The 19,404-nt window shown below is 74.1% G+C and carries 21 protein-coding genes; 13 read left to right on the top strand and 8 right to left on the bottom strand.

What is annotated here, in order from left to right; all coding sequences use genetic code 11:
* Positions 1–7: 7 nt before the first annotated feature.
* The 4 genes from E4P43_RS15015 to E4P43_RS15000 all read left to right on the top strand — a co-directional run bounded on the left by E4P43_RS15015 (position 8) and on the right by E4P43_RS15000 (position 3,508).
* Positions 8–1,279, top strand: coding sequence for an MFS transporter (locus tag E4P43_RS15015; protein ID WP_167759200.1), 1,272 nt, complete (start codon positions 8–10; stop codon positions 1,277–1,279).
* Positions 1,280–1,421: 142 nt separating this feature from the next.
* Positions 1,422–1,616 carry a DUF3046 domain-containing protein gene (locus tag E4P43_RS15010; protein WP_135146271.1) on the top strand — a complete coding sequence of 65 codons (195 nt, stop codon included), beginning with the start codon at positions 1,422–1,424 and terminating at the stop codon, positions 1,614–1,616.
* A 193-nt stretch (positions 1,617–1,809) separates the two neighbouring features.
* A complete protein-coding gene (gene recA, locus E4P43_RS15005) occupies positions 1,810–2,847 on the top strand; it encodes a recombinase RecA (protein ID WP_135146270.1) in 1,038 nt (345 codons plus the stop codon).
* 133 nt (positions 2,848–2,980) lie between these two features.
* Positions 2,981–3,508 carry a regulatory protein RecX gene (locus tag E4P43_RS15000; protein WP_135146269.1) on the top strand — a complete coding sequence of 176 codons (528 nt, stop codon included), beginning with the start codon at positions 2,981–2,983 and terminating at the stop codon, positions 3,506–3,508.
* Positions 3,509–3,536: 28 nt separating this feature from the next.
* Here E4P43_RS15000 and E4P43_RS14995 read toward each other — a convergent pair whose 3' ends face one another.
* The 6 genes from E4P43_RS14995 to E4P43_RS14970 all read right to left on the bottom strand — a co-directional run bounded on the left by E4P43_RS14995 (position 3,537) and on the right by E4P43_RS14970 (position 7,820).
* Entirely contained in the window at positions 3,537–3,902 is a 366-nt protein-coding gene (locus tag E4P43_RS14995) for a hypothetical protein (protein WP_135146268.1), read from the bottom strand.
* 35 nt (positions 3,903–3,937) lie between these two features.
* The gene (locus tag E4P43_RS14990) at positions 3,938–4,435 is read right to left on the bottom strand and encodes a hypothetical protein (RefSeq protein WP_135146267.1); all 498 of its coding nucleotides are present in this window, start codon (positions 4,433–4,435) and stop codon (positions 3,938–3,940) included.
* 68 nt (positions 4,436–4,503) lie between these two features.
* Positions 4,504–5,397, bottom strand: coding sequence for an amino acid ABC transporter permease (locus E4P43_RS14985; RefSeq protein WP_135146266.1), 894 nt, complete (start codon positions 5,395–5,397; stop codon positions 4,504–4,506).
* Positions 5,394–6,044 (bottom strand): amino acid ABC transporter permease, encoded by a 651-nt coding sequence (locus tag E4P43_RS14980; RefSeq protein WP_135146265.1) that lies wholly within the window; start codon positions 6,042–6,044, stop codon positions 5,394–5,396. The genes E4P43_RS14985 and E4P43_RS14980 overlap by 4 nt, the downstream gene beginning before the upstream one ends.
* Before the next feature lie 112 nt (positions 6,045–6,156).
* Positions 6,157–7,047: a glutamate ABC transporter substrate-binding protein gene (locus E4P43_RS14975; protein ID WP_135146264.1), complete on the bottom strand. Its 891-nt coding sequence runs from the start codon at positions 7,045–7,047 to the stop codon at positions 6,157–6,159.
* A 17-nt stretch (positions 7,048–7,064) separates the two neighbouring features.
* Positions 7,065–7,820, bottom strand: a complete 756-nt coding sequence (locus tag E4P43_RS14970) for an amino acid ABC transporter ATP-binding protein (protein WP_135146263.1) — start codon at positions 7,818–7,820, stop codon at positions 7,065–7,067.
* A 121-nt stretch (positions 7,821–7,941) separates the two neighbouring features.
* Between E4P43_RS14970 and miaB the strand changes: the two genes are divergently transcribed.
* Positions 7,942–9,417 carry a tRNA (N6-isopentenyl adenosine(37)-C2)-methylthiotransferase MiaB gene (gene miaB / locus E4P43_RS14965; protein WP_135146262.1) on the top strand — a complete coding sequence of 492 codons (1,476 nt, stop codon included), beginning with the start codon at positions 7,942–7,944 and terminating at the stop codon, positions 9,415–9,417.
* A 56-nt stretch (positions 9,418–9,473) separates the two neighbouring features.
* Here the strand turns inward: miaB and E4P43_RS14960 are convergent, their stop codons facing one another.
* Positions 9,474–10,955 (bottom strand): DUF349 domain-containing protein, encoded by a 1,482-nt coding sequence (locus tag E4P43_RS14960; protein ID WP_135146261.1) that lies wholly within the window; start codon positions 10,953–10,955, stop codon positions 9,474–9,476.
* A 40-nt stretch (positions 10,956–10,995) separates the two neighbouring features.
* Between E4P43_RS14960 and E4P43_RS14955 the strand changes: the two genes are divergently transcribed.
* From E4P43_RS14955 to E4P43_RS14930, 6 genes are all read left to right on the top strand, one after another.
* Positions 10,996–11,721 (top strand): hypothetical protein, encoded by a 726-nt coding sequence (locus E4P43_RS14955; RefSeq protein WP_135146260.1) that lies wholly within the window; start codon positions 10,996–10,998, stop codon positions 11,719–11,721.
* Entirely contained in the window at positions 11,718–12,653 is a 936-nt protein-coding gene (miaA, locus tag E4P43_RS14950) for a tRNA (adenosine(37)-N6)-dimethylallyltransferase MiaA (RefSeq protein ID WP_135146259.1), read from the top strand. The genes E4P43_RS14955 and miaA overlap by 4 nt, the downstream gene beginning before the upstream one ends.
* Positions 12,650–13,522: a diaminopimelate epimerase gene (gene dapF / locus E4P43_RS14945; protein WP_135146258.1), complete on the top strand. Its 873-nt coding sequence runs from the start codon at positions 12,650–12,652 to the stop codon at positions 13,520–13,522. Before miaA ends, dapF begins: the two co-directional genes overlap by 4 nt.
* A 109-nt stretch (positions 13,523–13,631) precedes the next feature.
* Positions 13,632–15,044: a GTPase HflX gene (gene hflX / locus E4P43_RS14940; protein ID WP_245159150.1), complete on the top strand. Its 1,413-nt coding sequence runs from the start codon at positions 13,632–13,634 to the stop codon at positions 15,042–15,044.
* A gap of 54 nt (positions 15,045–15,098) precedes the next feature.
* Positions 15,099–15,809 carry a phosphatase PAP2 family protein gene (locus E4P43_RS14935; protein ID WP_245159149.1) on the top strand — a complete coding sequence of 237 codons (711 nt, stop codon included), beginning with the start codon at positions 15,099–15,101 and terminating at the stop codon, positions 15,807–15,809.
* The gene (locus tag E4P43_RS14930) at positions 15,793–16,839 is read left to right on the top strand and encodes a hypothetical protein (RefSeq protein ID WP_135146256.1); all 1,047 of its coding nucleotides are present in this window, start codon (positions 15,793–15,795) and stop codon (positions 16,837–16,839) included. The genes E4P43_RS14935 and E4P43_RS14930 overlap by 17 nt, the downstream gene beginning before the upstream one ends.
* Positions 16,840–16,851: 12 nt before the next feature.
* On the opposite strand, the gene lexA is transcribed toward E4P43_RS14930, so the two are convergent.
* Entirely contained in the window at positions 16,852–17,598 is a 747-nt protein-coding gene (lexA, locus tag E4P43_RS14925; protein WP_135146255.1) for a transcriptional repressor LexA, read from the bottom strand.
* A gap of 205 nt (positions 17,599–17,803) precedes the next feature.
* Here lexA and E4P43_RS14920 point away from each other — a divergent pair, with 205 nt between their 5' ends.
* Positions 17,804–18,298 (top strand): LysM peptidoglycan-binding domain-containing protein, encoded by a 495-nt coding sequence (locus tag E4P43_RS14920; RefSeq protein WP_135146254.1) that lies wholly within the window; start codon positions 17,804–17,806, stop codon positions 18,296–18,298.
* Positions 18,299–18,439: 141 nt separating this feature from the next.
* Positions 18,440–19,150, top strand: a complete 711-nt coding sequence (locus E4P43_RS14915; protein WP_135146253.1) for a hypothetical protein — start codon at positions 18,440–18,442, stop codon at positions 19,148–19,150.
* The last annotated feature ends 254 nt before the right edge of the window (positions 19,151–19,404 follow it).

Here is a 19,404-nt window from a genome sequence, read left to right as displayed (position 1 = left end):
GGCAGCCGTGGCGTCGCTGGAACGGGCACCGGCCACCGACCTGGCCAGGGTGCAGCGGCGCACGGTCGGCGTCCTCGGCGGGGGAGTCGCCCTGGCCGGCCTCGGCGTCACGGTCGGGATCACCGCCGGCGGGCTGCTGGCCCGCGACGTCGCGGGCACCGACTCCGCGTCCGGCCTGGGGCAGACGGCGGGCGTGCTCGGTGCGGCGGTGCTGGCGGTCCCGCTGGCCCGCATCAGCGACTCGGCGGGCCGTCGCGCGGGGCTGGCGGTGGGGTACGGGATCAGCGTCGTCGGCGCGGTCGTGACGGTGTGCGCCGCCGCGGCGTCGTCGCTGTTCCTGCTGCTGGTCGGGCTGTTCCTCTTCGGCGCCTCCACGGCCTGCGGCCTGCAGTCCCGCTACGCGGCGGCGGACCTCGCCGCACCCGAGCGCCGCGGCCGGGACCTCTCGCTCGTCGTCTGGGCCACCACCCTCGGCTCGGTGGTGGGGCCGAACCTCGCCGCACCGGGAGCGGTCGTGGGGGAGTCGCTGGGGCTCCCGGCTCTGGGCGGGGTGTTCGTCGTCTCCGCCGTCGTCTTCGGGGTGGTGGCGGTGGGCTTCCTCCTGCTGCTGCGGCCCGACCCGCTGCTGCTGGCCCGCCGGCTCGGCGGGGGAGCCGCCGGACCGCGCCCGCGCCGGGCGACCGGGACCGCGCTCCGGGCGGTCTGGTCGACGGCCGGCGGCCGGCTGGGCCTGACCGCGGTGGTCGTGGCGCACGCGGTGATGGTCGGCGTCATGGTGATGACGCCGGTGCACATGGGCCACGCCGGCGGGGACGCCGACGGCGTCCTGCGGCTGGTGGGCCTGGTCATCAGCGTCCACGTGGCCGGCATGTACCTGTTCTCGCCGCTGGTGGGCCTGCTGGTCGACCGCGTGGGGGCGGCCGCGGTGGTGGCCCTGGGCGGGGCGCTCCTGCTGGCGGCCGCCGCGGTGGCCGGGACCGCGGCACCGCGCGACTCCGGGCAGCTGGCGGCGGGGCTGCTGCTGCTGGGCCTGGGATGGTCGTGCGGGCTGGTGGCGGGGTCCGCGCTCGTGACCTCGTCGGTGGGGGACGCCCTGCGCCCGACGGCGCAGGGCGGCACCGACCTCCTGATGGGGCTCGGCGCGGCGCTCGCCGGCGTCGTGGGTGGCCCGCTGCTGGCCTGGGGCGGCTTCGGGCTGGTGTCCGGGGTCTCGGCGGTGCTCGTGGTCCCGCTCGTCGCCGTGCTGCTGACGACCTCCCGGGCTCAGCGCCCGCGGTAGTCGCGGACCAGCAGGACGACGCTGACCAGCAGGGCCAGGACGATGCCGATCTCCAGCACGACGTCGAGGGTCTCCGAACCGGTGCCCGGGATCATGTCGGCAGCCTAGGGCCCCGAGCCGTGCGACGCGTTAGCGTCGGTGCGTGCGCCTGCAGGAGTTCTGGTCCCGTCTCGACGAGCAGTTCGGCTCGATGCGGGCGCAGACCGTCGCCCGCGACCACGTCTTCTCGGCCCTCGGCGGGCGCACCGCGCTGGACGCGATCGACAAGGGCGTGCCGGTGCGCAAGGTCTGGCTGGCGATCTGCGAGGCCTACGACGTGCCGCCGAAGGACCGCTGACCGCTCGTCCCCGGCCGCCCGTGTGGCTGCTGTGACAGCTGGCGTGTCGCCCTGGCGATCGAACAGGTGTTCGGCCTACTGTGGCTTCCACAGGCGGTCGTTCCTCCACAGCCCGTCCGGAATCCGAAAACTGTCGGTGCCTCGCCCTAGCGTCGGTCCCGACCCGCTTCTCGCGAACCGAAGGTGACGCACCATGGCAGCAACGCTCGACCGCGACAAGGCCCTCGACATGGCCCTCGCCCAGATCGACAAGCAGTTCGGCAAGGGCTCGGTCATGCGGCTGGGCGACAACGCCGCCCAGGCGATCAAGGTCATCCCGACCGGCTCGATCGCCCTGGACATCGCGCTGGGCATCGGCGGCCTGCCGCGTGGCCGCGTCATCGAGGTCTACGGCCCGGAGTCCTCCGGTAAGACGACCGTCGCCCTGCACGCGGTCGCCAACGCCCAGGCCAACGGCGGCATCGCCGCCTTCATCGACGCCGAGCACGCGCTCGACCCCGAGTACGCCCGGGCGATCGGCGTCGACACCGACGCGCTGCTGGTGAGCCAGCCCGACACCGGTGAGCAGGCGCTCGAGATCGCCGACATGCTCATCCGCTCCGGCGCGCTGGACATCATCGTCATCGACTCGGTGGCGGCCCTGGTGCCCCGTGCCGAGATCGAGGGCGAGATGGGTGACAGCCACGTCGGTCTGCAGGCCCGCCTCATGAGCCAGGCGCTGCGGAAGATCACCGGTGCGCTGAACAACTCCGGCACCACGGCGATCTTCATCAACCAGCTGCGCGAGAAGGTCGGCGTGGTCTACGGCTCGCCCGAGGTCACCACCGGTGGTCGCGCGCTGAAGTTCTACTCGTCGGTCCGCCTCGACGTCCGCCGCATCGAGACCCTCAAGCAGGGCACCGACGCGATCGGCAGCCGCACGCGCATCAAGGTGGTCAAGAACAAGGTCGCCGCGCCGTTCAAGCAGGCCGAGCTCGACATCCTCTGGGGCCAGGGCTTCAGCCGCGAGGGCGGCATCGTCGACGCCGGCGTCGAGCAGGGCATCGTGAAGAAGTCCGGCGCCTGGTACACGTACGAGGGCGACCAGCTCGGCCAGGGCAAGGAGAACGTCCGGAACTTCCTGAAGGACAACCCGGACCTCGCCGACGAGATCGAGAAGCGGGTCAAGGAGAAGCTGGGCATCGGCCCGACGCTGGACGCCCCGGCGCCGGTTGACACCCCGGACTTCTGAGCCGCCGGTGGACGACCGTCCGCCGAACCGTCGGCGTGCCCCGGGAGGCCCCCGGGGCGGCCGGCGGACGAGGACCCCGGGTGGCGACGATTCCCTGACCCCGGACGTCGCCCCTGGGTCCCCCGAGGACGAGATGGGTGACCCGGAGTCGGTGGCCCGTGGCATCTGCCTGCGGGCCCTGACCGGGGCGCCGAAGACGCGTCAGCAGCTGGCCGACCTGCTGGAGAAGCGAGGCGTCCCGGAGGACGCCGCGACCACGGTGCTCGACAGGTTCACCGAGGTCGGTCTCATCGACGACGCCGCCTTCGCCCGCGCCTGGGTGAACAGCCGGCAGGCCGGCCGTGGGCTGGCCCGCCGGGCGCTGTCGGCAGAGCTCCGCGCCAAGGGTGTGGACCCCGAGGTCGCCGCCGAGGCGGTGGAGCTGGTCGACGACGAGGACGAGCGTGCGGCCGCACGCCGGCTGGTCGAGCGGCGGGCCGGCTCCATGCGCCGGCTGGACCGCACCACGGCGACGAGGCGCCTCATGGGGATGCTGGCCCGAAAGGGCTACAACGGCGGCCTGGCGGCAGCGGTCGTGCGCGAGGTGCTCGACGAGGTCGAGGCGGGGGACCTGGTCGACGACGACCTCCTCGAGCTCGACGAGGAGAGCGCACTGCCCTGACCGACGCCCGTGCAGGCCTCGCGCCGCCCTACTCGCCGAGCCGCACGAAGAACTCGGCGTTGTCCGGGTCGAGCGAGAACCACGCCCACGCCCCGGTAGCGGCGACCACGACCACCGCGCCGGTGACCCAGGCCGCCCATGACCGCACGCGGGCCACGTCGAGACCGACGGCGATCGGCACGGCCAGCAGCACCGCCGCCACCGCGGACCAGGCGAGCCCGGATCCGGGCCGAGAAGCCCCGCCGCAGCTCGACCAGCAGCCGCTGAACGCCGCGTGGGCGGTGCTCGCGACCCACGCGAGCGGGTAGGCGACGACGAGACCCGTCAGCAGCGCGGCGCCGAGGCCGCGTCGGCCTCGGGAGCCGGGGCGGGGCGCGTGGAGACCGTGTGCCATCGCGATGCTCCTCCTCGGGGCGTCCGTGGTGCGGGTCAGGCGACGGCGAGCCAGGCCGTGATGTCCACGGCCACGCCGTCGGGTGCGTCGGCGTCGGTGACGAGCCAGGCCGTGTCCTGGGGCGATCCCGCCCGCAGCCAGCCGGCCACCTCGGCGTCGAGCGCGTTCTCGCCGGTGCCCCCGCGGCGTCGCTCACCCAGGAATGTCAGGTCGGTCTCGGTGCCGTCGGCGAAGCGGAGGACCACGCGGCACCGCGCCCGGCGGTGCCGGGCCGGCGGGACCACCTCGCGGACCACGGCGTTCCGGGCGCCGGCAGCCACCGCGAGGGCGGGAGCGGCCGCACGCAGTCGCGTGACGAACTCCTGACCGGCGTCGAAGAGCGCGGTCGCGGCGAGCGCGGTGCCCGCGGGCAGCTCGATCGCCGGCGCGGGCCCGGTGTCACGTGCCGCGTCGGCGGCAGGGCGGGGGACCGGGGGCAGCCGGCGGCGCCCCGCCGTGTGCGTCGTCTCCATCGTGACGACCAGTCTCGTCACGAGCCGCGGCCCCGCCCGACCGGCGCGCCCGGGTGGGGCGGGTGAGTCGGACGGGGCCGTGGCACGACTCAGGCGGCTCCGCCGCCCCCGCCCATCTGCACGTCGGCGGGGAGCTCCTGGTCCTTGGTCCCGGCCGCCTTGGTGTCCCGGCGGGTGCGCCGCTCGACCACGCGCGCCAGCCACGACAGCAGCAGGTTCACGACGATGTAGATCACCGCGGCCGCCACGTAGAGCTGGAAGGTGTAGATCGGGCCGAACTGGAAGTTCAGCGTCTCCACCAGGCTGCGCGCGGTCCGCAGCAGCTCGAGGTACCCGACGATGAAGCCGAGCGAGCTGTCCTTGAGCAGCACGACGAGCTGCGCGATGAGGACCGGCAGCATCCGGCGCACCGCCTGCGGCACCAGGATGAAGGACATGACCTGCCACTTGCGCATGCCGACCGCGTACGCGGCCTCGCTCTGGCCGCGGTCCACGGACAGGATGCCGGCGCGGATGATCTCGGCCAGCACGGCCATGTTGTAGAGCGTCAGGCCGAGGGCCAGCGCGCCGAAGGCGCTGATCGAGATGCCCAGTCGCGGCAGGAATAGGAAGCAGAACAGGATCAGCACCAGCAGCGGCACGGCGCGGAAGAACTCGATGACCGCGGCCACCGGCACCCGCACCCAGGCGTGCTCGGAGAGGCGTCCGATCGCGAGGAATGCCCCCAGGACGGTCGCGGCGACCATCCCGACGGCGGCCACCTCGAGGGTGTTGAGCAGCGCCTCGAGCAGTCGCTGCGGCACGTTGGTGCGGGCGTCGAAGAGGATCGCCCAGCGGCTCGGGTCGAGCTGGCCGTTCGCGCCGAGCCGCCACGCGGCCAGCGCCACGAGTGCCAGGACGACGAGGGCGCCGAGCGCGCTGCCGATCCGCTGCCGCCGGCGGCCGCGCGGGCCCGGGACGTCGAAGAGGACGCTGGCGCTCATCGGACGATCGCCAGCCGGCGCTCGAGCACGCTGATGCCCCAGGCGGACGGCAGCGTGATCACCAGGTAGCCCAGGACCACCGCCCCGAAGACGAGCAGCAGCTGGTCGGCGTTGGCGTTGGCCAGCCGCTGCAGGAGGGCCGTCAGGTCGGTGACGGCGAACCCGGCTGCGATCGAGGTGTTCTTGGCCAGGGCGATCCACACGCTGCCCAGCGGCGGCACCACCGTGCGGAAGGCCTGGGGCAGCACCACGGTCGTCAGGCTCTGCCGGAAGTCGAGGCCGAGCGCACGGGCGGCCTCGGCCTGGCCCGCCGGCACGGCGTTGATGCCGGAGCGCAGGGCCTCGGCGACGAACGCAGCGGTGTAGAGCGAGAGGGCCGCGACCGCGGTGACGAACCGACTGGGGAACTGCAGGTCGACGTAGACGATCCCGAACGCCAGGAAGAAGAAGACCACCGTGAGGGGGGTGTTGCGGAAGATCTCGACGTACACCGTCGCAAGCCCGCGGAGCGCCGGGATGGGGCTGACCCGCATGCCGGCCAGCAGGGTTCCCAGCAGCAGGGCGCAGACGCCGCTGGCGACCGCGAGGGACAGGGTGGTGAGGAAGGCGGACTGGATCAGCCCCCAGTTGTCGCTCAGGAACTCCATGGCGCTCCTCGGTGGTCCTCGTGCGGTGTCATGTGCGGGAGACGTGGCGAACGGCGGGGGCGACCGGCGGGGGCGACCGGAGTCGGCCGCCCCCGCCGTCAGCTGTGGTCGGTCAGTAGCGGTTGACCGCCGGCGGCTCGGGGGCCTCCGTGTCGGTGATGGCGCCCGCCGTCTTGTCCCAGGCCTCGGCCCAGGTGCCGTCCTCGAAGGACTCCTCGAGGACGTCGTTGATGAAGTCGCGGAAGTCGTCCTTGCCCTTCTGGACGCCGATGCCGTAGGGCTCCTCGGTGAAGGGGTTGCCGACGAGCTCGAACTCCTCCGGAGCGCCGGCCACGAAGCCGGTGAGGATCACGTTGTCGGTCGTGACGGCGTCCACGTTGCCGTTGCGCAGGTCGTCGGCGCACTTGGAGTAGGCGTCGTAGAGGACCAGCTCCGCCTCGGGGTAGTTCGTCCGGATGTTCTCGGCGGGGGTCGAGCCCTCCACCGAGCAGACGCTCTTGCCCGCGAGGTCGTCCGGGCCCTCGATGTTCTCGGGGTTCCCGGCGGCCACCATGATGTCCTGCCCGGCCTCGTAGTACGGGCCGGCGAAGTCGATCAGTTCCTTGCGCTTGTCGTTGATCGTGTAGGTGGCGATCACCATGTCCACCCGGTTCTCGACCAGGAACGGCTCCCGGTTCTGCGAGACGGTCTCGGTGAAGGTGATCTGGTCCTCGGACAGCCCCATCTTCGCGGCGATGATCTTGGCCATCTCGACGTCGAAGCCCTCGGGGTCGCCGGCGGTGTTGGCCAGGCCGAAGCCGGGCTGGTCGATCTTGGTGCCGACGCGGAGCTCGCCGGCCTCGACGATGGCGGCCATGGTCGAGCCCTCGGGGAACTCGACCTCCTCCACCTGGGTCGTGGTCTCCTCGGCCTCGTCCTGCGCCTGGTTGCCGGCCTCGCTGGAGCAGCCGGCGAGCAGCAGGCCGGCGGCGGCGAAGCCGGCGGCGTAACGGGTGATGCGCATGCGGGATCCCTTCAGGGTCAGTGGTTGAGGATCTTGGACAGGAAGTCCTTGGCGCGATCCGACGTCGGGTTGGTGAAGAAGGTCTCGGGGTCGGCGGACTCGACGACCCGGCCGCCGTCCATGAAGACGACCCGGTTGGCCGCACGGCGGGCGAAGCCCATCTCGTGGGTGACGACGATCATCGTCATGCCCTCGCGGGCCAGCGAGGTCATCACGTCGAGGACCTCGTTGATCATCTCGGGGTCCAGCGCCGAGGTCGGCTCGTCGAAGAGCATGACCTTCGGGTCCATGGCCAGGGCGCGGGCGATGGCGACGCGCTGCTGCTGGCCGCCGGAGAGCTGGGCCGGGTACTTGTCGGCCTGCGCGCCGACGCCGACGCGGTCCAGCAGCTCCCGGGCCCGCTTCTCTGCATCGGCCTTCGACTGCTTGCGCACCTTGACCGGGCCGAGGGTGACGTTCTCGAGGATCGTCTTGTGTGCGAAGAGGTTGAAGCTCTGGAACACCATGCCGACGTCGGCGCGCAGGCGGGCCAGCTCCCTGCCCTCCTCGGGCAGCCGCTGGCCGTCGATGGTGATCTCGCCCTTGTCGATCGCCTCGAGCCGGTTGATCGTGCGGCACAGCGTCGACTTGCCCGAGCCGGACGGGCCGATCACGACGACGACCTCGCCGCGGTCGATCGACAGGTCGATGTCCTGCAGGACGTGCAGTTCACCGAACCACTTGTTGACGCCGGCCAGGCGGACGAGAGGCTCTCCGTTCGTACTCCTGGTCACCCGGTGACCCTAAGGGCGGGAAGGTCCCGGTTCGGAGTCCCGGCCATCACGAAGGCGTAACGAACCCCCGCAACCCGATCGAACGGGTGAAGAAAGGGCGCGCCGTACCCTCGGAGCCGTCATGGGAACCGAGCTGCAGGCACCTGTGCGCACCTACCGCGTGCGCACCTACGGGTGCCAGATGAACGTGCACGACTCCGAGCGGCTGTCCGGCCTGCTGGAGGCCGCCGGCTACTCCGCCGCCGCGGAGGGGGACGACGCCGACGTCGTCGTCCTCAACACCTGCGCGGTCCGCGAGAACGCCGACAACCGCCTCTACGGCAACCTCGGGCACCTGCGCCCGGTCAAGGACGCGCGCCCCGGTATGCAGATCGCCGTAGGCGGCTGCCTCGCGCAGAAGGACCGCGGCGAGATCGTGCGTCGCGCCCCGTGGGTCGACGTCGTCTTCGGCACCCACAACGTGGGATCCCTGCCGGCGCTGCTCGAGCGCGCCCGTCACAACGACGAGGCCCAGGTCGAGATCGCCGAGGCGCTCGAGGTCTTCCCGTCCACGCTGCCGGCCAAGCGGGACTCCGCCTACGCGGGCTGGGTGTCGATCAGCGTCGGCTGCAACAACACCTGCACGTTCTGCATCGTCCCGGCGCTGCGCGGCAAGGAGAAGGACCGCCGTCCCGGCGACATCCTCGCCGAGGTCCAGGCGCTGGTGGACCAGGGCGTCCTCGAGGTGACGCTGCTGGGCCAGAACGTGAACAGCTACGGCAGCGACTTCGGCGACCGCGGCGCGTTCGCCGACCTGCTGCGCGCCACCGGGCGCATCGAGGGGCTGGAGCGGGTCCGGTTCACCAGCCCGCACCCGGCGATGTTCACCGACGACGTCATCGCCGCGATGGCCGAGACGCCGGCGGTCTGCCACCAGCTGCACATGCCGCTGCAGTCCGGGTCGGACGACGTCCTCAAGCGGATGCGCCGCGCCTACCGGCAGGAGCGCTACCTCGGGATCATCGACCGGGTCCGCGCCGCCATGCCGGACGCGGCGATCACCACCGACATCATCGTGGGCTTCCCCGGCGAGACCGAGGCGGACTTCCAGCAGACCCTCGACGTGGTCCGCGCCGCCAGGTTCTCCAGCGCGTTCACCTTCCAGTACTCCAAGCGCCCCGGCACCCCCGCCGCGGAGATGGAGGGGCAGCTGCCCAAGGAGGTCGTGCAGGAGCGCTACCTGCGGCTGACCGCCCTGCAGGACGAGATCAGCTGGGACGAGAACCGGCGGCTCGTGGGCCGGAAGGTCGAGCTGCTCGTCGCCGCGGGGGAGGGGAGCAAGGACGCCGCTCGAGGCCGGCTCTCCGGCCGCGGCCGCGACGGGCGGCTGGTGCACTTCACGCACGCCCAGGGCGTCCGGGCCGGAGACGTCGTCGAGACCGTCGTCACCGAGGCCGCGCCGCACCACCTGATCGCCGACGGCCCGTTGCTGTCGCACCGTCGCACCCGCGCGGGCGACGCGAGCGAGGCCGGCACGCGGCCGACGACACCCGGCGTCTCGCTGGGCATGCCGCGGGTCGGGGTCCCGGCACCGCTGCCGGTCGTCACCGGCTGCTGACCACACGCAGGAGGGCCCCCGTCCGGTTCGGACGGGGGCCCTCCTGCTGCGAGCGGTTACCGCCGGGCGGACTTCTCCGCCTCGGCCAGCCACTCCTGGCGGGTGGCCAGGTTGGCCTTCGCCTCCTCGACCCGCCGCGCGTCGCCGGCTGCCTCGGCCTTGGCCAGCTGCTCCTCGGCCTTGGTGACGGCGGCGCGCATCGAGGCCACCATCGGGTTCTCCGGCGCGGTGCGGACGCGGCCGGCGTCGGCGGCGCCACGCACCTTCTGCTCGACGGCCTGCATGCGGTCCTCGAGCTGGCGCATCACCGCGCGCGGCACGTGCCCGATCGCGTCGTAGCGCTCCTGGATCTTCCGCAGCGCGTTCTGGGCGCCGCGGAGGTCCTTCGACGGGTCGAGCTTCTCCGCCTCGGCCAGCAGCTCCTCCTTGGCCTGCTGGTTGGCGACCTGCTCGGCGTCACGCGCCTTGTCCTGCTCGGCCCGGGCGCTGAAGAAGACGTCCTGGGCGGCGCGGAACTCCTTCCACAGGTCGTCGTCGCCGTCGCGGCCGGTGCGGGGCACGGCCTTCCAGCGGTCCATCAGCGAGCGCATGGCCGCACTGGTCGGGCCCCACTCCGTGGAGGTCGAGAGCCGCTGCGCCTCCTTGATCAGCTCCTGCTTGGCGGCGCGGGCCTCGCCGCGCTGGGCGTCGAGCTGGGCGAAGTGGGTGCCCCGGCGACGACCGAAGGCGTCGCGGGCGGCGGCGAACCGCGCCCACAGGGCCTCGTCGGTCTTGCGGTCGATCCCGCGGATCGTCTTCCACTCCTCGACGATCGCCTTGAGCCGGTCCCCGGAGGCCTTCCAGGCCGTCGACTCCGCGGCGATCTGCTCCGCCTCGGCGGCCAGCGCCTCCTTGCGCGCGACCTGCGCGGCCCGGGCGGCGGCCTTCTCGGCGCGGAACTCCGCGGTGGCCGACTCGGCCGTCTCGACCATGGCCCGGGCCCGCGCGGCCAGCCCGTCCAGGTCGCCGACGGCGGCGGCCGAGGGGATGGACCCGGCCAGCTCCTGGGCCTTGTTCTTGATCTCGCCGGGGTTGCCGGTGTGCGCCTTGAGGCGTGCCTCCAGCAGCGACACCTCGGTGGCGAGGTCGTCGAAGCGGCGGCCGTAGTGGGCCAGGCCCGCCTCGGCGTCGCCCGCCTGCCACGACCCGACGGCGCGCTCGCCGTCGGCCGTGCGCACGTAGACGGTGCCCTCGTCGTCGACCCGGCCCCACTGCGACGGGTCGCTGACCACGGCCTCGACCGGCGGGGCCGACGGCGTCGGCGCCTTCGGCGCGGGCACCGGGGACGGCGCACCGGCGGGTGGCTCGGCGACGGCCGCGTCCGCGGTGGGGTCGGCGAGGGCGGCGTCCCCGGGGGCCGGCGCCGCGGGCGTCCCGGCCGCGGCGGTCACCGCGTCGGGATTGCCGCTCGCCGCCTCGGGGACGGTCGTCTCGGGGGTCTCCGCAATCGGCGGAGCGTCCTGCTGCACCCCGTTGCCGGGGTTGTCCGTGCTCGACACGTCCGGCAGTGTCCCACGTCGCATCGGAGAGACTGCTGCCGTGACCTCTCTGCCTGCCGAGCGACCGTCCCGGGCGCCCCGTCCGTCGGCCGTCGTGGCGTTCTGCCCGGCCCCGCCGCTGCTGCTCCCGGCGGTCGAGGGGCGCGCCGGGCCCGAGACGGTGCTGCTGCGGGCCGCGTGCGCCGACGCGCTGAGCGGCCTCCTCGACGCCGCGCCGGAGGTCGTGGTGGTCGTCGGCGACGGCCCGGCCCCCGGCGAGCGCTTCGGCGACGGCGACCGGGGCGACCTGCGCGGCTTCGGGCTGGACCTGCAGCTGCCCTTCGACGGCCGGGTCCGCCCCGGTGGCGCCCGGCTGCCGCTGGCGCACACGGTGGGCGGCTGGCTGCTGGACCAGGCGTCGTTCGCCGGGACCCGCGTGGGCGTGGGGCCGGCGGACCTGGCGCAGCTGCTGCGCGACCTCCCGGCCCCGGTGGGCGTGCTGGCGATGGGTGACGGCTCGGCTCGCCGCACGGTCAAGGCCCCGGGCTACCTCGACGCCGCCGCCGAGCCGTTCGACACCGCCGTCGCCGACGCGCTGGCCGCGGGCGACGCGGCTGCCCTGGCTGCGCTCGACCCCGCCGAGGGGGAGCGGCTGCTCGCTGCCGGCGTGCCCACCTGGCGGGCGGTCGGGGCGGCGTTCGCCGGCCGGCACGTCACCGCCCGGCTGCACCACCACGCCGCACCGTTCGGGGTCGGCTACCTGGTGGCCGACTGGGTGGTCGCATGAGCGGGCCGGTGGGCGCCGCGCCGCCGGTGGTGGCCGTCGTGGGGCCGACCGCGACGGGCAAGACGGCGCTGGCCGTGGCGCTCGCCCAGCGGCTCGGTGGCGAGGTGGTCAACGCCGACTCCATGCAGCTCTACCGCGGGATGGACATCGGCACCGCCAAGCCCGACGAGGCCGAGCGCGGCGGGGTGCCGCACCACCTGCTCGACCTCTGGCACGTGCGCGAGCCGGCGTCGGTGGCGGAGTACCGGCTGCGTGCCCGGGCCGAGATCGACCGCCTGCGCGCCGCCGGGGTGACCCCCTTCCTCGTCGGGGGCTCGGGCCTCTACGTGCGGGCGGTCCTCGACGAGCTCGACTTCCCCGGCACCGACCCCGCGGTCCGGGCGCGGCTGGAGGCGGAGCTGGCCGACGTCGGCCCCGCGGAGCTGCACGCCCGGCTGGCCCGGCTCGACCCGGCGGCCGGTGCGGCGGTGCTCCCCAGCAACGGGCGGCGCATCGTGCGGGCGCTGGAGGTCATAGAGCTGACCGGTGGCCCGTTCCGCGCCGAGTTGCCCGCGCCCCGGCCGCACTACCCGGCGGTGACCATCGGGCTGGACCGCGAGCCGGCCGAGCTGGACGAGCGGGTCGCGCTGCGGGTGGACCGGATGTGGGCGGCGGGCTTCGTGGACGAGGTCGCGGCGCTGGACGCCGAGGGTCTCCGGGAGGGGCCGACGGCGTCCCGGGCCCTGGGCTACGCGCAGGTCCTCGCCCAGTTCGACGGCACCCTCACCGCCGAGGAGGCGCGCGAGCGGACGGTCACCACGACCCGCCGGTTCGTCCGCCGCCAGCGGTCCTGGTTCCGCCGCGACACCGGCACGGCCTGGCTGGACGCCGCCCGCACCGACCTGGTCGACGCCGCCGCCGCGGTGATCACCGCCCGTACGATCGAGGGGTGACCTCCTCGCCCCGCGTGCTGACCGGGCACGGCACCGAGAACGACTTCGTGGTGCTGCCCGACCCCGACGGAGCCGTGTGGGCCGGGGACCGGCTGGACGAGGCGACGGTGCAGCGGCTCTGCGAGCGCCGCGCGGGTCTCGGCGGCGACGGCGTCCTGCGGCTGGTCCGCAGCGTCCACGTGCCCGACGCGCCGGACGTGCTGGGGGAGGACCTCGACCGCTGCGAGTGGTTCATGGACCACCGCAACGCCGACGGCTCCTACGCCGAGATGTGCGGCAACGGCATCCGGCTCTTCCTGCACGCGCTGGTCAGCGAGGGGCTGGTGCCCCGCGCCGCCTGCGACGACGGCCTGCTGGTGGGGACCCGTGGTGGCCCGCGCCGCGTCGGCACCGCACCCGACGGCGGTTACTGGGTCGACATGGGCCCGGCCCGGGAGTTCGGCCGGGGCAGCGCGGAGCTCGACGGCCGCACCTTCGACGGGCTCGCCGTCTCCATGGGCAACCCGCACCTCGCGGCGATCACCGACGTCGACGTCGACACCCTCGACCTCTCCCGGCCACCGCGGTTCGACGAGGAGCTCTTCCCCGAGGGCGTGAACGTCGAGCTGGTCAACGTGCTGGAGCCCGGTGCCCACGTGCGGCTGCGCGTCTTCGAGCGGGGCGTGGGGGAGACCCGGTCCTGCGGGACCGGGGCCTGCGCCGTCGCCTACGCCGCCCTGGCTGCCGAGGGCGCCCGCGAGGGCACCGTCGTCGTGGACGTGCCCGGCGGCCGGCTGTCGGTGCGGATCGGTCAGGGGACGACGGTGCTCACCGGCCCGGCGGTGCTCGTGTCGGCCGGCGAGCTGTGCGTGGAGTGGCTCGCGGGCTGACCCCGCAGCGGGTGCCCGGGCCCCGGGATGCATCCGGGCGGCTGGTGCGTTGTACCCGGCGATGACAACTCAGGTGACCCGCACGCCGGACCGTGCCACGCTGGACACGATGACCACCGCCCCGCAGACCCCCTTCGACGAGCCCGACGACACGACCGGCTCCTACGCGCTCGAGGCGCGTGGCGCGCTGCGCCGCGTCGCCGGCCTCTCCACCGAGCTCGCCGACGTCACCGAGGTCGAGTACCGGCAGCTGCGACTCGAGCGCGTCGTGCTCGTCGGTGTCTGGACCGAGGGCACGCAGGCCGACGCCGACCGCTCGCTGGCCGAGCTCGCCGCCCTGGCCGAGACCGCCGGCTCGCAGGTCCTGGAGGCCGTGAGCCAGCGGCGCGACAAGCCCGACGCCGCCACCTACGTGGGCTCGGGCAAGGCCAACGAGATCCGCGACATCGTCGCCGCGACCGGCGCCGACACCGTGATCTGCGACGGTGAGCTGACCCCCGGCCAGCTCAACCAGCTGGAGAAGGTGCTCAAGGTCAAGGTGGTCGACCGGACCGCGCTGATCCTCGACATCTTCGCCCAGCACGCCACCAGCCGGGAGGGCAAGGCCCAGGTCGAGCTGGCGCAGATGCAGTACATGCTCCCGCGCCTGCGCGGCTGGGGTGAGTCGATGTCCCGGCAGGCCGGTGGTCGTGTCGCTGGTGGTGGCGGTATCGGTACCCGCGGCCCCGGTGAGACCAAGATCGAGACCGACCGGCGGCGGATCCGGTCGCGGGTCAGCAAGCTGCGCCGCGAGATCGCCGGCATGGCGACCGCACGGGCGACCCAGCGCAACAGCCGGGACCGCAACGCCACCCCGAGCGTGGCCATCGCCGGCTACACCAACGCCGGCAAGTCCAGCCTGCTCAACCAGCTCACCGGAGCCGGCGTGCTGGTGGAGAACGCGCTGTTCGCCACGCTGGACCCGACGGTGCGCCGGGCCACCGGGCCCGACGGCCGGGAGTTCACGCTCACCGACACGGTCGGCTTCGTGCGGCACCTGCCGCACCAGCTGGTCGACGCCTTCCGCTCGACGCTGGAGGAGGTCGCCGCCGCGGACCTGCTGCTGCACGTCGTCGACGGCTCCGACCCCGACCCGCTGGGCCAGATCAACGCGGTGCACGTCGTGCTCCAGGAGATCGACGCCTCCGCGGTGCCCGAGGTCATCGTCGTCAACAAGGTCGACGCCATGGACGAGGAGTCGATCCTCACCCTGCGCCAGGCCCTGCCCGACGCGGTGTGGGTCTCGGCCCGGACGGGCCACGGCATCGAGCAGCTGCGCGCCCTCGTGGCCGAGCGGCTGCCGCACCCCGACGTCGACGTCGACGTGCTCGTGCCCTACGAGCGCGGTGACCTCGTCGCCCGCGTGCACCGGGACGGCGAGGTGCTCAGCGAGCAGCACGAGGGTGCCGGCACCCGGCTCACCGCCCGCGTCGACGGCGCGCTGGCCGCGGCCCTCGAAGAGTTCGCGGTGCCGGTCGCCTGAGCGGCTCGCCCATGGCCGGATCACGGTCCGGTCACGGGCCGGTACGGTGACGGCGTGACCAGAGGAGCGGTTCGGGAGGCCGGTGTCACCGGCTCCCCGGCCGTCGTCTCGATCGGCCGGCCGCCGTGGTGGCTGGTCGTCGTGGCGCTGCTCGTGGGCGGTCTGGTGACCGCCGACCTGCTGGCCGACGGCCGCTCGCTGAGCCTGGACCTGCGGATCTCCGAGGTCGTCAGCGACTGGGGGCTGCGGGACTCCGCGGCCTACCCGCTGGTCTGGCTGGTGACCCAGCTGGGCGGCCGGGTCACGATCCTGGTCGTGCTCGCCGGGCTGGTCGGCTACCTCCTCTGGCGCCGCGGCGCGTGGCAGCCCGCGCTGCGGGTGGTGATCGCGGTCGGGGTGCTCACCGCCGGCGTGTACGCGATCAAGCACGGCACCGGCCGGACCGCGCCGGCCTTCCCGGGGTCCTACTTCTTCCACGACGACGGGGCGTCGTTCCCCTCGGGGCACGTGGCCAACGCCGTCGTCATGTGGGGTGTGGCCCGGTGGCAGGCGGTCCGCTACGGGCTGCCGGCCGGGGTCCAGCGCGCCTTCTGGTGGCTGAGCATCGTCGGCCCGCTGGCCACGGGCGTGGCCATGGTGTCCCTGGACTACCACTGGCTCTCCGACGCCGTCGTCGGCGCCGCCGCGGGGATCGTCCTGCTGGGCGTGGTTCACGCACTCGATGCAATCGTTCTGTCACGCTGGGTGCGTGCCGACGCAGGCTGAGCGACCGCGGGGCCGTGCCCGGGGGCGACGGCTCCTGCTGACGGCTGCGCTGGCCGGCGGTCTCGCGACGGTGTCACCCGCCGCCGCCGCCGAGGAGCCCGCGGTGCCCACCGTGCGCTGCTCGGTCACCGACGAGCGCCTCGCCGAGCTGTCCGGCCTGGTCGTCGTCGGGGACCAGATGCTGGCCATCAACGACGGCGGGTCGCAGGTCGCCGTCTACGGCCTCGACGGCGCCTGCCAGGTGGTCGACGTCCAGGGCGCGCCGGTGGACCCGTTCGACCCGGAGGACCTGGGGGTCGGGCCGGGCGGCTCCGTGTGGGTGGCCGACACCGGCGACAACAACGCCGAGCGGGCAACCGTCGCGCTGCACGTACTGCGGCCCGACGGCGCCGCGTCGCTCTACCGGCTCACCTACCCCGACGGTGCGCACGACGCCGAGGCGCTGCTCGTGGCACCCGACGGGACGCCCTACGTGGTCACCAAGGAGGTGCTCGGCTCCAGCGCTGTCTACCGGCCGACGGCCCCGCTGGCCGACGGCGGCACCGTTCCCATGGAGCGGGTGGCGACGGTCAACGTCACGCTCACCGGCACCCCGGGCGGCCCGGTCGGACGGGCCGGGCAGCTCATGGTCACCGGTGGCGCGGTGGCGAGCGACGGCAGCGCCCTGGCGCTGCGGACCTACACCGACGCCTACGTGTGGCCGCTGAGCGGCTCCGACGTGGTGGGCGCCCTCGCGGCGGCCCCGGCCCGCGTCGCGCTGCCGGAGTCGCCCCAGGGTGAGGCGATCAGCTTCACGGCGGACTCGCGGGGCCTGGTCGTGGCCAGCGAGGGGCTCCCCAGCGACGTCGTGGTCCTCCCGCTGCCGACGACGCCGGCTGGGACCGCCGCGCCGTCGACGGCGCCGGAGACCGCGATCCCGAGCATCGCCGAGCTCACGGAGAAGGGGTCGCCGTTGCCGGCGGCGCTCTTCGCGGCGCTCGGCGCGACCGTCGTGGTCTGGCTGGGCAGCCGGCTCCTGCGCCGTCCCTGAGCCGCCCGCCCGTCAGACCCGGCGGAGGACGGACACGACGCGGCCGAGGATGGTCGCCTCGTCGCCCGGGATCGGCTCGTAGGCGGGGTTGTGGGGCAGCAGCCACACGTGCCCGTCGCGCCGCTTGTAGGTCTTGACCGTGGCCTCGCCGTCGATCATGGCGGCGACGATCTCGCCGTTCTCCGCCGTCGGCTGCTGGCGCACGACGACCCAGTCGCCATCGCAGATGGCGGCCTCGACCATGGAGTCGCCGGCCACCTTGAGCATGAACACGGTGCCCTCGCCGACGAGCTCGCGAGGGAGCGGGAAGACGTCCTCGACGGCCTGCTCGGCCAGCACCGGCCCACCGGCGGCGATGCGGCCCACGAGCGGCACGTAGGTGGGTGCGGAGGCCTGCTCGCCCTCGCCGATGACCGGGGGCTCGACCAGCTGCGCGGTGCCACGGCCGGACTCGCCCGGGAGGCGGACGTCGAGGGCGCGCGGCCGGTTGGGGTCTCGCCGCAGCCAGCCCTTCTTCTGCAGCACCGAGAGCTGGTGGGCGACCGAGGAGGCGGAGGAGAGGCCGACGGCCTCACCGATCTCGCGCACCGAGGGCGGGTAGCCGCGCCGCTCGATCGAGTCGCGGATGACCTCGAGGACGCGCCGCTGGCGCTGGGTCAGGCCGTCGCCGTCCGCGGCGCGGTCCGGGAAGGTGCGCACGGAGGCCGAGGTGGGGTCCGTCTCCTGCGAGCTGCCCGAAGTCCCGCTCGAGTCCGTCACGTGTCCTCCTCGTGGCTGCGTCGCAGCTCCTCGGTGTCCGTCGAGTGCACGGTAGCGCCCGACGGCCCCCAGTTCAAACACGTGTTCGAAAAGTTGCCGTGTCCCATCGCTTCTGTCGGCGGCGTCCGGTAGACAACGGACAGACGTTCGAATCGAACAGGCGTTCGACGCCGGTGGCGTACCGGCAGCTGGGAGGCGGAGAGCCATGACGAGGAATGCGGCGCTGAGGACGGCCGGGGTGCCGGCCGAGCGGTCGGGGCAGGGGTCGGCCAGGGGTGCCCTCGCGGCCCCGCCGCGGGAGCGGCACCTGCGCGTCCTCCCGCCGCCGGCCGCCTACGCCGTCGCGCCGGCGCCCGCGAGCGTCCGGGCCGAGGTGCGCACGGCAGCCGGGCGTCCCGCGGGGGACCAGGCCCCGCGGCTACGGCTCACCGCCCGCGGCCGTCGCCTGGTGGCCGTGCTGGCCCTGGCGTGCGGGGTCGGGCTCGTCGCGCTGGGCGACGCCCTCGCCGGGGACGGCGGCGACGGCCTGGAGCTGATGGGCACCAGTAGCGTCGTCGTCGAGCGCGGCGACACGCTCTGGGGCATCGCGCTCTCGGTGGCCGGTGACGACGACGTCCGCGAGGTCGTCGACCGGATCGTCGAGCTGAACTCCCTGGAGGGTGGGGAGATCGTGCCGGGGCAGGTGCTCGTCCTCCCCTGAGGTCGCGAGCACGCCCTGGCGAGGCCCGCCGGCGGGCGGTCCGCCACGGCAAGAGGTTCACAACCGGGGACGGCGACTTCGTCAACCCTCAGTACCGAGTCATTCACCGTCCGTGCTGGTCAGCGACATACCTTCCCTCTCGTGTCGAGCGTCATGGAGAACCGAGCAGCCGTGTTCACCAACCAGTCCCCGGCTGTCGAGGTGTACGAGTCGGGCACCTGGTGGTCCGGCGAGCTCCTCGGCTGGCGCCACGACGACAGCGGTGCCTGCCAGGTGTGGGTCCGCGCCGTCGTGGACGGTGTCGAGCGGACCGGCTGGACCGAGCTGGCCGCCGTCCGCCTCCCCGAGACCCCCGCGGCCCGGCCGGTGGCCGACGGGGACCGGGCGCGCCAGGCGGTGACCCGGCGTCGGGCGGTCGCCGACGCGGAGACCACGGCCAGCCTGCCGCTGGCCCGCGACCACGTGGCCGCGGAGGTGGCACCGGTCCGCTCCGGCGGCCGGCGCCGTGCACCCGAGGACGCCGACGTCCAGCTCGCCCCGGCCGCGTCCGTCCCGGTGCCTCCCGGCCGCCACCGTGCGCCGTCGGCGGACCCGGACGCCGGTCGCCACCGGGCCGCGGACACCGAGCTGTTCACCGCGATCGTCGACGAGCCGGTGCCCTCGTCGCGGCAGCGGCGTGACGACCTCCTCGCGACGGCCACCTGGTCGGTCCCGTCGGCCCGTCAGGTCCCTGCCGAGGAGACGCTGGCCGGCGAGACCTGGGGCGGGCCTGCCGAGGAGCTGCTCACCCGCCCGATGCGGCTCACCGACCAGCCCGCGCAGCCGCGCCGGCCCCGGCTGATGGCCCACTGACACCCGGCCGACACCGCACTCCCGCCGACGGCGCCGGGGAGCCCTGAGGGGTTCCCCGGCGCCGTCGGCGCGTGTCCAGGGTCGCCGCGGAACGCGCCGGGGGGCCGTCCCCGCTGGTCGCGGGCGGGGGTGGTCCGGCGGGTCGCCCGGCGTGTCGTGTGACTCGTGGGGACGGGTGTTCCGGCTGCGCACGAACGGGTCAGGGCGGAACACGCCGAGGAAACGATCACTTGCACATCTTGTGGAGCCCGGCC

It is taken from the genome of Blastococcus sp. TF02A-35 (assembly GCF_004571075.1).
Taxonomy (GTDB): Bacteria; Actinomycetota; Actinomycetes; order Mycobacteriales; family Geodermatophilaceae; genus Blastococcus.
The sequence above is the reverse complement of the archived record's forward strand: the minus strand, read 5'-3'. Positions and strand labels throughout refer to the sequence as shown.